General features: G+C 71.1%; 11 protein-coding genes. 6 read left to right on the top strand and 5 right to left on the bottom strand.

What is annotated here, in order from left to right; all coding sequences use genetic code 11:
• Positions 1–83: 83 nt before the first annotated feature.
• Entirely contained in the window at positions 84–974 is an 891-nt protein-coding gene (locus OG595_RS30140; RefSeq protein WP_329277408.1) for an SMP-30/gluconolactonase/LRE family protein, read from the bottom strand.
• The gene (locus OG595_RS30135) at positions 971–1,744 is read right to left on the bottom strand and encodes an IclR family transcriptional regulator (protein ID WP_329277406.1); all 774 of its coding nucleotides are present in this window, start codon (positions 1,742–1,744) and stop codon (positions 971–973) included. Before OG595_RS30135 ends, OG595_RS30140 begins: the two co-directional genes overlap by 4 nt.
• 202 nt (positions 1,745–1,946) lie before the next feature.
• Here OG595_RS30135 and OG595_RS30130 point away from each other — a divergent pair, with 202 nt between their 5' ends.
• Positions 1,947–2,519, top strand: a complete 573-nt coding sequence (locus OG595_RS30130; protein WP_329277404.1) for a hypothetical protein — start codon at positions 1,947–1,949, stop codon at positions 2,517–2,519.
• 79 nt (positions 2,520–2,598) lie between these two features.
• Here OG595_RS30130 and OG595_RS30125 read toward each other — a convergent pair whose 3' ends face one another.
• Positions 2,599–3,474: an ATP-grasp domain-containing protein gene (locus OG595_RS30125; protein ID WP_329277402.1), complete on the bottom strand. Its 876-nt coding sequence runs from the start codon at positions 3,472–3,474 to the stop codon at positions 2,599–2,601.
• Between the two features lie 259 nt (positions 3,475–3,733).
• Between OG595_RS30125 and OG595_RS30120 the strand changes: the two genes are divergently transcribed.
• On the top strand, positions 3,734–4,855 hold the full coding sequence (locus tag OG595_RS30120) for a MerR family transcriptional regulator (RefSeq protein WP_329283330.1): 1,122 nt from the start codon (positions 3,734–3,736) through the stop codon (positions 4,853–4,855).
• A gap of 126 nt (positions 4,856–4,981) precedes the next feature.
• On the opposite strand, the gene OG595_RS30115 is transcribed toward OG595_RS30120, so the two are convergent.
• Positions 4,982–5,476 (bottom strand): tetratricopeptide repeat protein, encoded by a 495-nt coding sequence (locus OG595_RS30115; protein WP_329277401.1) that lies wholly within the window; start codon positions 5,474–5,476, stop codon positions 4,982–4,984.
• Between the two features lie 82 nt (positions 5,477–5,558).
• Positions 5,559–6,281 (bottom strand): FadR/GntR family transcriptional regulator, encoded by a 723-nt coding sequence (locus tag OG595_RS30110; RefSeq protein WP_329277399.1) that lies wholly within the window; start codon positions 6,279–6,281, stop codon positions 5,559–5,561.
• Positions 6,282–6,654: 373 nt separating this feature from the next.
• On the opposite strand from OG595_RS30110, the gene OG595_RS30105 reads away from it, so the two are divergent.
• The 4 genes from OG595_RS30105 (at position 6,655) to OG595_RS30090 (ending at position 12,602) form a co-directional block, all read left to right on the top strand.
• On the top strand, positions 6,655–8,016 hold the full coding sequence (locus OG595_RS30105) for an SLC13 family permease (RefSeq protein ID WP_329277397.1): 1,362 nt from the start codon (positions 6,655–6,657) through the stop codon (positions 8,014–8,016).
• Between the two features lie 69 nt (positions 8,017–8,085).
• The gene (locus OG595_RS30100; protein ID WP_329277396.1) at positions 8,086–9,585 is read left to right on the top strand and encodes an acyl-CoA synthetase; all 1,500 of its coding nucleotides are present in this window, start codon (positions 8,086–8,088) and stop codon (positions 9,583–9,585) included.
• A 172-nt stretch (positions 9,586–9,757) separates the two neighbouring features.
• Positions 9,758–11,389, top strand: a complete 1,632-nt coding sequence (locus OG595_RS30095; protein ID WP_443073370.1) for a carboxyl transferase domain-containing protein — start codon at positions 9,758–9,760, stop codon at positions 11,387–11,389.
• Positions 11,390–11,564: 175 nt separating this feature from the next.
• Positions 11,565–12,602, top strand: coding sequence for a rod shape-determining protein (locus tag OG595_RS30090; protein ID WP_329277394.1), 1,038 nt, complete (start codon positions 11,565–11,567; stop codon positions 12,600–12,602).
• Positions 12,603–12,617 lie beyond the last annotated feature (15 nt).

Here is a 12,617-nt window from a genome sequence, read left to right as displayed (position 1 = left end):
AGGCGACGGAATTCCCGTCACCTGCCCGGCCGTTGGCGCGGCCCGGCCGTGGCCGTCGTAACCGCCGTGCGGTCGTCGTCCTGTCAGCCCGCGAATGCCGGCTGGGCGACTCCCTTGCCCGCTTCCGGTACGACCAGGAGCGAGCCCGACATCGGGTGGGGGGCGGACAGGCCGACACGGGCCGTGGTGATGTACAGGTCCGTGAGGTTCGGGCCGCCGAAGGCACAGGCCGTGGGGCGGACCGTGGGGAGGGCGATCGTACGGTCCAGGGTGCCGGAAGGGGTGTAGCGGCGGACCGCTCCGCCGTCCCACAGGGCCACCCAGACGCAACCGTCCGCGTCGACCGTCAGGCCGTCGGGGAAGCCCGCGCCCTCCTCGATCAGCGCCAGTTGGCGGCGGTTGGTGACACTCCGCCCGTCGGCCGACACGTCGAAGACGTCGACGCGGCGGGTCGGGGAGTCGATGTAGTACATCAGGCGGCCGTCCGGGCTCCAGCCCGTGCCGTTGCTCACCGCCACGTCGTCCAGGACGGTCGTCACCGAGCCGTCGCCCGTCAGCCGGGACAGCGTGCCGCCGCCCGGCGCCTCGTCGTAGCGCATCGTGCCGGCCCACAGGGAGCCGTCGGGGGCCACCGCCGCGTCGTTCGCCCGGCGGCCGGGGGTCGGGTCGTGGTGCAGCCAGCGGAAGCCGGCAGCGGGGCCGGCGCCCTCGCCGTCGACGTCGTCCTCATAGAGGGCGACTCCGTCGCGCAGGTTCAGCACCAGGCCGCCGGCCGTGCGTGGCTTGGCGGCGCCCACGTGCTGTTCGGTCGCCATGACCGTACGACGGCCGGTCGACGGGTCGTAGGTGTTGACCCGGGAGCCGAGGATGTCGATCCAGATCAGCCGGGACCTCGCCGCGTCCCAGGTCGGGCCCTCGCCGAGGGTCGCCTGTGCCTGGACCGCCACTTCGAGCTGGGGCTCGTACGTCGTCATGCCACGCTCCGGTGACCGAGGCGCTCGGAGAGTTCGGCGGCGCCCTTGACGGCGAGCTGCTCCAGCTCCGAACGGCGGTCCTCGCTCCAGCGGATCATCGGGACGGAGATCGACAGCGCGGCGACCACCCGGCCCGTGCGGTCGTACACCGGTGCCGCCACACAGCTGACGTCCGGGTTCGACTCACGGTTCTCCACCGCGACGCCCCGGCGGCGGATCTCCGCGAGGGCCTCGCGCAGGGCCGCAGGGTCGGTGATGCTGTTCGGCGTCATCGCGGGCAGGGGGACGTTGTCGGGGACCCGTGCGGTGAGCTCGTGGTCGGGCAGGGAGGCCAGCAGCATCTTCCCCACGGAGGTGCAGTGGGCGGGCAGTCGGCGGCCGGCCGCCGACACCATCCGTACCGCGTGGGTGGAGTCCATCTTCGCGATGTAGATGACGTCCGTGCCTTCGAGGATGGCGACATGCACCGTCTCGTCGCACGTCTCGGCGACGGAACGGGCCACCTGCAGGCCCTCCGCGGCCAGGTCCAGCTGCTCGGCGTAACGGCTGCCGAGCTGGTACGGGCGCACGCCCAGGCGGTAGCGTCCCGGCTGGCCGGGGACCTGCACGATGTACGAACGGGCGGCGAGCGTCGTCACCAGTTCGTGCACGGTGGTGCGCGGCAGCTGGAGTCGGCGCACTATGTCCGGGGCGGAGAGCGTGCCGTCTCCGTCCAGGAAGAGCTCAAGAATGTCGAGAGCCCGGGTCACGGCAGGTACGAGGCGTCCCATGACGGCCCCCTCTCTTGTGTCCAAGGTGTCGGTGGTCTCGACGCTTTTCAACGACGTTCGAGATTTCAACAGACGATCGGCATGACGAACAGAGGACAGGCTAGCCACAAGGACCCGGGCGGGCAATGGGCGTGCGACGGCTTCGTTGCCGTCCGTGACCGTCCGTCCGTATCCGTCCACGTCTCCCGGCAGGTACGAGACGATGGTTCGCATGTTCACGGTTATCGACTTCCAGCTGGTGCTGCTGCGCCGCATGGCCGACCACAACCCGGACCTGGTGGAGGACGCCCGGCACGAGCTGGGCGTGTCGATCGCGGACATGCGCGAGGCCAACAAGCGCTGGCAGGCGATGCTCCGCTCGCCGCGCGCCCGCGGCGCCGCCTCCCGGTACCGGTCGGTCCTCGGCACCCCGGAGTCGGTGACGCCCCGCAGGATCGGCGACCTGGAGTGCGAGGCCTGGCTGTGGCCGGTCCCCCTCTGGCCCGACCTGCGCTTCGAGGTGCTCGTGGCCCCGAACGGCGTGGCCTGGAACGAGTGGCTGGTACGGGCCCCGGGCACCCTCGCACCCGAGCTCCGCACGCCGGACGACCTGCGCCCCTGGTCCTGCACGGTCGACGAGGTCGCCCGCGCCTTCGCCCCCGCGCGCCCCCTGGAGGGCACGGCCCCCACCCGCTGGGGCCTGGCGTTCACGGCGCCGGACGGCACGGGGGTACGGCGCGAGTACGCGGCGGAGTTCACCTGGGGACTGCTCCAGCGAACGACGGCCAGGGACTGACCGCCCCGACAGCCCCCGATGACCCCGGTCGTGGTCGTGGTCGTGGTCGTTCCAAGAGGACCACCGGTTCCGACAGTCCCTAGCGGCCGACGGCTGCCCGCAGGATGGCCTGCACGACCACCGGCACCGAGTCCGGATGCAGACCGAGGAACAGGTTCGGCTCGATCAACTCCACTTCCATCACACGGGGTTCACCGTCATCACCGAGGACCAGGTCGACGCGGGCGTACAGCAGACCGGAGTTGTCCGGCACGGCCGCCAACGCCTCTTCCGCGACGGCGAGTTCGGCCGGGGTCGGGGACCAGACCTCAAGGTCGGGATGGGCGACCTTGTCGTCGTCGTACGCGGTACCGGGAGCCAGCACGGCGCCCTTGCGGCTGGCGTGCAGAAAACGCCCGCCGAAGAACTGCAGGGCGCGCTCCCCGGTGACGTCGATGCTCCCGACGTACGGCTGCACCATCGCGGTGAACCCCTCCGCGTGCATACGCGCGAGATGCCGTACGGCCGTCTCCCGGTCCTCGGGCGTGTAGCGGGCTGCGTAACGTGCGCCGGCGCCGGAAGTGGGCTTGACGACGTACTCGCGGTCGTCGGGGAGGTCGGGGGCGTCACCGGGGGCCAGATAGACGGTGGGGACCGTGGGGACACCGGCCGCGGCCAGCTCGCCGAGGTACCGCTTGTCCATGTTCCAGCGCAGGACACCGACCGGATTCGCGACCCGCGTGACCTTCCCGCACCGCTCCAGCCAGCCCGCGAACTCCTCGGCACGCCAGGTGTAGTCCCAGGTGGACCGGACGACGGCGAGATCGAAGGAGGCCCAGTCGACATCGGGGTCGTCCCAGTGGACGGCGGTCGCGTCGGCTCCGGCAGCCACCAACTCCTTTACCAGGAGCGGAAAATCGCGGTCCTTGCTGGTCTCCGGCCGGGGGTCGTAGGTGACGATCGCGATGCGGACCACGGGGACTCCCTCGGTAAGGCGTGTACTGCTGGTTCACCACTGATAGTGGAACGGATGAAGGGTAACAAGTGCTCTTGACCTTCACCTTCGGGGAAGCCGCAGCATCGGTGACGGAACGAGGAACCCGGCGGAAAACCGGGATCAGGAACACAGGGATCCAGGAATCCAGGAACCGGGGTGCTCCATGACGAAGCCGACGACGGAAACGGAGACGGAGACAGAGATGGAGCTGATTCCGGATATGGAGACGGAGCCGGAGATGCTGACCATCGGGGCGTTCGCCAGGGCGTGCCGGCTGTCACCGAAGGCGCTTCGCCTCTACGACGAACTGGACCTGCTCCGCCCCGCCCGCGTCGACCCCGACACCGGATACCGCTACTACGCGGTCGAGCAGCTGGAGCAGGCCCGCCTGGTCGCCTGGCTGCGCCGTCTGGGGATGCCGCTGGCCCATATCCGGCAGGTCAGGGCCCTGGAGCCGCCGGCCGCCGCCCGGGAGATCCGCGCCTTCTGGGCGCGGGTCGAGGCGGAGACGGCCACCCGGCGTGATCTCGCCACGTTCCTCGTCGATCACCTCTCGACACCGCCGAGGAAGGACACCCATCCCATGACAGGCACCAATCCGCTCGAACTCCGCTACGCCGCCCGCACCGACATCGGTCTGGTCCGCGCGGCCAACCAGGACACGGCATACGCCGGTTCACGCGTCCTGGCTGTCGCCGACGGCTTCGGCCCCGGAGGGGCCCCGGCCAGTGCTGCCGCCGTCGAGGCCCTGAAGTTCCTGGACTCCGAGCCACTCACCGCCGGCAGCGTCCTGAACCTCCTGGAGGACGCCGTCCAGGGCGCCACCCAGGCCGTCCGGGACATCGCCGGAACCAGGCACGAGAAGACGGGTGACGAGGTGACGGACGATGTCGGCACCACCCTCACCGCGATGGTGTGGACGGGCTCGCGCCTCGCCCTCGTACACATCGGAGACAGCCGCGCGTACCTCCTGCGCGACGGCGAACTCTTCCTGATCACCCACGACCACACGCTCGTCCAGTCGATGCTCGACGAGGGCCGGCTGACCCCCGAGGAGGCGTCGACCCACCCCCAACGCACCCTGCTCCTCAAGGCGTTGACAAAAGCTCCCGCCCCCGCCTCCCCCGACCTCCGCCTGCACGACGCCCAGGCCGGCGACCGCTACCTCCTCTGCTCCGACGGCCTGACCAGGGCCGTACCGGAGCACACCATCCGGGCTCTCCTCACGACGATCCCCGCCCCGGACGCGACAACAGCGGCGCTCGTGGCGGCGGCGAACGCCAACGGGGGTCCGGACAACGTGAGTTGCGTGGTGGCGGATGTGGTGCGCGGGGGCGGAAGCCGGATGCGGGTGCAGTAGGCCGCGAGGGCTCGGCAGCCGCGCCGCCGACGGCCCCGGCGTCGAGATCATCCGCGACCGGAGGATCACGGACAACCGGTCCGGGCCGGTCCTGCCGCTGGAAGCGGGACGTCGGAAGCGGGACTGTCAGGTGCTGGTGGGGTCGGGCCGAGCGTTCTCCCACTGGGTGAGGAGGCGGCGGGTGGAGGCGGTGATCGGGTGGTTCGGGCCGACGGCGCGTTCCATCCCCTCGACGACGCCGGTCATGGCGTCCACGGCCGCGCTCCTTCCCTCACCACCGGTGCCGTAGTAGTGCAGGATCGTCAGCGAACTGCGAGCCATCAGCGTGATGTGGTGGTCGGGGCCAAGGTGTTCCGTACCCATGGTGACGACGTGCTGGTAGGCGCCTTCGGCCTTGTCGGTCTCACCGTCCTCCTTGAGCCACTCGGCCACGCAGGACCGGGCGGCCAGCGTGTCCTGGTGGCCCGGACCGAGGATCGGGTCGATCTCGCCGATCAGCCCCTCCATCGCCTCGACGCGATGGGGCAGTTGGCCCGTCTCTCCCTGTAGCTGCAATCGCAGAAGCCGGGCCGACAGGCTCTCGGGGTGCTGCGGTCCCAGGACACGGTTCAGGTCCGGCATGACGGCATCCAGCCGGGCCAGCGCGATGTCGGCACAGCCCTGCTAGCGACCTCCAACCGGCTTGCATCAGAGGGGAATTGACTCAGTCCGACGACGAACCGTCGTCCTCCGGATCCCAGTCCAGCAAGCGGACCTTCGCCACCGTCCGCACATGCCGTCGCATCGCGGCAGCGGCCTGCCTTGGCCGTCCGGCCTCGATCGCGTCGAAGATGGCCATGTGCTGGGCCAGGGAGCGTACGGGACGGCCCGGTTGACGGAGGGACTCGTGGCGGCTCTCGGTGATCTGGTCGGCGATCGACCGCATGAACTCGGCGAGGATCCCGCTGTGCGCGGCGGCAGTGACGGCGGCGTGGAAGAGACGGTCCCCCTCCACACCGTCCGCGCCCTCGTCGATCTCCGCCCCCATGACGCCTAGCGCGGCACGCAGTTCGTCGATGTCCTCCTGCGTGCGGCGCTCGGCGGCCAGTTCGGCGAGCTTGGTCTCCAGCGCCTCGCGGGCGTCGAGTACGTCGGGCAGCCGACGCCGACGCTCGACGAGCTGCTCCACCGGTTCGACCTCAAGGCTGTCACGCACGAGGTACGTACCACCTCCGTGCCGAGCCTCGACCAGGCCCTGAACCTCCAGCACGACGATGGCCTGTTTCACGGAGGCCCGGCTGACGCCCAGCCGGGCGGCCAGATCCCGTTCGGGGGGAAGCCGGTCACCGGCCCCGAGACCCCCCTCGACGACGTAGTTGCGCAGCCGGTCGAGCACCTGCTCGTACAGGCGCGTCTTGGCCTCCACCGGGCGCAATGCGTCAGCCATGCCCATTCCCCCTCACGTCGGCCGCAGCGTAACACTGGGTAGCCGCCGGTTCGGAGGCCCTGTGGACGAGTGGCTCAGTGGTCTTGTGGCTCAGTGGTCGAGTGGTCGAGTGGTCGAGTGGCTGAGTGGCTGAGTGGCTGAGCCAATTTGTGTCGTGTCCCTTGACGCTGGCCGAGACCAACACCCAATGTGGTTCAGCCACTTAGCCACTCAGCCACTTGTGGCTGGACCACCCAGCCAGCCCCCCACATCGCCCCTCAACCCCCTCAACCCATTCACCCCCCCTCATCGCACTCATCGCACTCATCCCCCACATCCCCACACCCCCTCATCACCCCCTCGTCGACAAGGGACCCAAGGACGGGAAGCCCATATGTCCGCCGAACTGATTTCGATCCTCGTGCTGGTCGTGGTGTTCGTGATCGCCACGACCCGTTCCATCAACATGGGCGCGCTCGCGTTCGCCGCCGCCTTCGGGGTGGGCGAGCTCGTGGCCGACCTCGACACCGACACGATCTTCGCCGGGTTCCCCGGCTCGCTCTTCGTCGTACTGGTCGGAGTGACCTATCTGTTCGCGATCGCCCGGGCCAACGGCACCACCGACTGGCTCGTGCACGCCTCGGTCCGCCTGGTGCGCGGGCGGGTCGTGCTCATTCCGTGGGTGATGTTCGTACTGACGGGGGCGCTCACCGCGATCGGCGCGGTCAGTCCGGCGGCCGTCGCCATCGTGGCGCCGATCGCGCTGAGTTTCGCCGCCCAGTACGGCATCAGCCCCTTGCTGATGGGCGCGATGGTGGTGCACGGGGCCCAGGGCGGCGGCTTCTCGCCCATCAGCATCTACGGGTCGATCGTCAACGGGATCGTCGAGAAGGAGAAGCTTCCCGGCAACGAGATCACCCTCTTCCTCGCCTCCCTCTTCGTCAACCTCGCCATCGCGGCGGTGGTGTTCGTGCTGTTCGGCGGGCTGAAGCTGAGCCGCGCGAGCGCCGGGGACACCCCCGGCGGCGAAGCCAGCGGGAGCGGTGAGGGCGGCTTCGGCGGCGGCGTCGGAGGCAAGGACCGCGCCGACGATGGGGGCGGCGGCGTCTCCGTCCGTACCGAAGGCGGGGTCTCCGTGCAGACAGCGGAAGCCCTTCTTCTCACGCCCGCCCGTATCGCCACTCTCTCCGGGCTCGTCGTCCTCGTCGTCGCCGTGCTCGCCTTCGACCTCGACGCCGGGCTCACCTCCATCACGGTCGCCGTCCTGCTCGCCGCCTGCTGGCCCGAGGACAGCCGCAAGGCGGTGGGGCAGATCGCCTGGACGACCGTCCTGGTGATCTGCGGCGTCCTCACCTACGTCGGCGTGCTGCAGGAGATGGGCACCATCACCTGGGCCGGGGAGGGTGTCGGCGACATCGGTGTGCCACTGCTGGCCGCGGTGCTCCTCTGCTACATCGGCGCGCTGATCTCGGCGTTCACGTCCTCCGTCGGCATCATGGGGGCGCTGATTCCGCTGGCGGTACCGTTCCTGGCGCAGGGAGAGATCGGGGCGGTCGGGATGGTGGCGGCGCTCGCGGTGTCGGCGACGGTGGTGGACGTCAGTCCGTTCTCGACGAACGGGGCGCTGGTGCTGGCCTCGGCACCGGATGTCGACCGTGAGCGTTTCTTCCGGCAGCTGATGGTGTACGGAGGAGTCGTGGTGGCCGTGGTTCCCGCGGTGGTGTGGCTGGTGCTGGTGGTTCCGGGCTGGGCGTGACCGCCGGTACCGCCGCCGCGCCGCCACCGCGCATGTACGACAGACGTGACGAGTTAAGGAGTACGACGCGTGTCCTCTCTCTTCCCCGGGCTGACCGCCGACCCGACCGACACCCCGACGGACACTCCGGACGAGCGGCCCGCCCTGCGCTTCGGCGCCCGCTCGCTGACGTACTCCGAGCTCGCCGCCTCGGCCGGAGCCCTCGCCGACCGGATCTCCGGTGCGGGCCGCCCGGTCGCCGTCTGGGCGACACCGACGCTGGAGACGGCCGTCGGTGTCGTCGCCGCGCTGCTGGCCGGGGTCCCGGCGGTGCCGCTCAACCCGAAGTCGGGCGAGAGCGAGCTGGGGCACATCCTGAAGGACAGCTCACCGGCACTCGTACTCGCCGCCCCCGGCGACCAACTCCCCCCCGCCTTCAGCTCGTTGGATCGCATCGACGTCGATGTCGATGTCGATGTCGATGTACGTCCGTTCTCCGGGGCAGTACCAGGGGCGGCGGGCGACCCCGCCCCCGAAACCCCCGCCCTCATCGTCTACACCTCGGGCACCACCGGCCCGCCCAAGGGTGCCGTCATCCCGCGCCGGGCCGTCGCCGCCACCCTGGACGCGCTCGCCGACGCCTGGCAGTGGACCTCCGAGGACGTGCTGGTGCACGGGCTTCCGCTCTTTCATGTGCACGGTCTGATTCTCGGCATCCTCGGGCCGCTGCGGCGCGGCGGCTCGGTACGGCACCTCGGGCGGTTCGGGACGGAGGGCGTGACCCGCGAGCTGAACGACGGGGCGACGATGCTGTTCGGCGTACCGACGATGTACCACCGGATCGCGGAAGCGCTCCCCGGCGACCCGGAACTCGCCGAGGCGCTCGGCCGGGCCCGGCTGCTCGTCTCCGGTTCCGCCGCGCTGCCCGTGCACGACCACGAGCGGATCACGGCCGCGACCGGCCGACGGGTCGTGGAGCGCTACGGCATGACCGAGACCCTGATGAACACGAGCGTCCGCGCGGACGGGGAGCCCCGCGCGGGCACGGTCGGCGTACCGCTGCCGGGCGTCGAGCTGCGGCTCGTCGAGGAGGACGGGACGCCCATCACGGCGTACGACGGCGAAACCGTGGGCGAGATCCAGGTGCGCGGGCCGAATCTGTTCACGGAATACCTCAACCGGCCCGACGCGACCGCCGCCGCCTTCACCGCCGACGGCTGGTTCCGCACCGGGGACATGGCGGTGCGCGATCCCGACGGCTACGTCCGAATCGTCGGCCGCAAGGCCACCGACCTGATCAAGAGCGGCGGCTACAAGATCGGCGCGGGCGAGATCGAGAACGCGCTGCTGGAACACGCGGGAGTGCGCGAGGCAGCCGTGACCGGGGAGCCGGACGCCGACCTGGGTGAGCGGATCGTCGCCTGGATCGTCCCCGCCGATCCACAGTCCCCGCCGGACGCGGACGAGTTGGCGAACCACGTCGCCGCCCGTCTCGCCCCGCACAAACGCCCCCGCGTCGTGCGCTACCTGGACGCCCTCCCGCGCAACGACATGGGGAAGATCATGAAGCGGGCGCTGCCCAGTGACTGACCGAGAGGCCAATCCACTCACTGGCCCAGTGGCTGACCCACTGACTGGCCCAGTGGCCGAGCCAATCACTGGCCCACTGGCCGAGCCACTCAGTGACCGACAGGCCGACCCACCGGCTGGCCCAGTGGCTCAGCCACTCACCGCCCGAGAGGCCGAACCACCGACCGGCCCAGTGGCCGACCCGGTCACTGACCGACAGGCCGACCCACCGGCCAAGCAGACCCCCGGTCGCCACTCCGCCCGCGAACTCATCACCCTGCTCGTCGACGACTCCCACGGCGGCTCACACGACGGCTCCCGCAGTGGCTCACCCAAGAGTTTCCGTGAACTTCCTTACCCGACGCGGGAGTTGAAGCCCGACGGCCCCCTCTCCTGGCAGGGTTACGATGCCGCGCGCGCCCGCGCCGCCGCCCGTACCGGCGAGGAGGAGTCCGTCGTCTGCGGCACCGCGTACATCGACGGCACCCCTGCCGTACTGATCGTCTTCGAGTTCGGCTTCCTCGGCGGCTCGCTCGGCGAACGCACCGGGGACCGACTGGAGTCGGCGTACGAGTACGCACGCGCCCACCGCCTGCCCGTCGTCCCGCTCGTCGCGACGGGTGGCAGCCGAATGCAGGAGGGCATGCTCGCACTGACCCAGCTCCAGCGGGTGGCGAGGCAGTCGGCGCTCACGCGCGAGGCGGGCCTGCCGCAGATCGCGGTCCTCCGGGATCCGACGACCGGTGGCGGCTGGGCGACCCTTGGCGCGGGCGCCGATGTCGTACTGGCGCTGCCCGGCGCCCAGGTGGGCTTCGCGGGTTCCCGGGTCCGGCCGGCCGACGCGGACCCTGCGGCGTACACGGCGGAGGCGCAGGTGGCGGCGGGCGCGGCCGACGCGGTCGTACACCCGGAGGCACTCCGCGAGACACTGGCCCTGTGGCTGCGCCTGCTGAGCGCCGATGCGGTCGGTACCGCCGGTACCGCCGGCAGAGCGGATGCCCCCAGCCCTGCCGGTCCTGCCGGTCCTGCCACTGCCGCCGGTGCCGACGAGGGCTGGTCGACGGAGGCCGTTCCGCCACCGCCGCCACTGTCGCAACCGTCACCCCCCTCGCCGGCGTCGCCGCCCTCGCCACCCCCGCCACCCCCGCCACTCGGAATCGCATCCCTCCCCACCACCGGCTGGGACGCCGTCCAGCACGCCCGGTCAGCGCAACGTCCGCGCGCCGAGGCCTACTTGGACGCGTACTTCGCCCGGCGTGCCGGGATCAGCGGTGACCGCTGCGGGGGCACCGACACCGGGATGGCGTGCGGGTTCGGCGAGCGTGCGGGGGACGGGCGGACCGTCGCGTACGCGGCGCAGCTCGGCACGGCCACCCGCCCCGCCGGCTATCGCACCGCCGCCCGGCTGATCCGCCTCGCGGACCGGCTGGGCATCCCCGTGCTGACCCTGGTGGACACCCCGGGTGCCGCCAACGACGCCGACGCCGAGCGCCAGGGTGCGGGCGCCGCGATCGCGGACCTGTTCGTCGCCGTCGCCGCAGCCCGTACACCGGTCACCACGCTGCTGATCGGCGAGGGCGGCTCGGGCGGCGCCCTGGCCCTCGCCGCCCCCGGCAACACGTGGGCCACGCCGGACAGCTACTTCTCCGTCATCGCCCCGGAGCTCGCGGCGGCGATCCTCAAGCGTCCGGAGGCCGAGGTGGAGGCGACGGCGGATCAGCTCCGGATCCGGCCGCAGGATCTGGTGGAGCTGGGGGTGGTGCGGGGCATCGTGGGCCACCCGCAGCTCTCCCGGGACGTCCCACAGTCCTCCCGGGACCTTTGACCGTCCCCTTCAGGACCTTGGTCATAATTCAGACATAAAGGATAAAATACCCATACGGCGGCACCCCGCCCGGCCCCCTACAACAGGCGCCCCCTCCCCCACCCCCCGCACGATGCCAGTGGAGGCCCGTCGACCGGCGTGGCCCGTACGGTCTGCGCTCTCGGGAGGATCTGCCATGACCGTCAATCTGGAACAGATGCGCCGCTGCCATTTCGCCGTCGACCTCGGGGCCGCGCGAACCCGGGTCTACGTCAAGGGTGCCGGGCTCGTCGTCGACCAGCCGTCCGTCGCCGCCGTGAACACCAAGACCGGCGCGCTGATCGCGGTCGGGGAGTTCGCCGAGAAGATGACGGGACGTACGCCCCACTACATCCGGGTCGTGCGGCCCGTGTCCGGTGGAACCGTCGTCGACATCGAGATGGCGCAGCGCATGCTGCGGCACCTGATCGGCGACAAGGTGCGGCGGACCCTGCGCCGCAAGCCCTTCCTGCGGGCCGCCGCCTGCACCCCGCACGACGCCGATCCGCTCGCGCAGCGCGCGACCATCGAGACACTGGTCGGGCTCGGCGCCCGGCGGGTGGAGCTCGTCGACACGCTCGTCGCCGCCGCCGTGGGGTGCGGGCTGCCCGTCGAACGGCCCGAGGCGACCATGGTGATGGTGTGCGGCGCCGCCGCCACCCAGCTCGCCGTGCTCTCCCTCGGCTCGATCGTGACCGCCCAGCGGATCCCGGTCGGCGGCGAGGCCGTGGACCACGCGATCGTGCAGCACCTGCGGCACCAGCACGAACTGATGCTGCCCAGCCAGTCGGTACGTCCGCTGCAGCTCGCCCTCTCCGGCAACGGGCTCACCGCTCACGGGCCGGAGTCCACGGAGATCCACGGACGGGACGTCGCCACCGGCCTCGCCCGCTCCGTCCAGGTCGACACCGCCGCCGTGCGCGACGCCATCCAGACGCCGCTGACGGCCGTACTCGACGGGATCGGCAAGGTGCTGCGGGACTGCCCGCCCGATCTGGTGGCCGACCTCGCCGACCGCGGCATCATGATGGTCGGCGGCAGCGCGCTGCTCCCCGGGTTCGACCAGATGCTGCGGCAGGCCACGGGCATGCCGGTGCACATCGCCGAACGGCCGGACGTGTGCGCGGTGCAGGGCCTCGGCTACATGCTGGAGGGCAAGATCGAGCCGATGGTGCTGGATCCGCTGGCCACCTGAGCCGGCAGCATCTCC

The organism is Streptomyces sp. NBC_01451, from assembly GCF_036227485.1.
In the GTDB taxonomy this organism is placed as follows: domain Bacteria; phylum Actinomycetota; class Actinomycetes; order Streptomycetales; family Streptomycetaceae; genus Streptomyces.
Note: the sequence above shows the minus strand (reverse complement) of the source record. Positions and strands in the feature narration are given on the sequence as shown.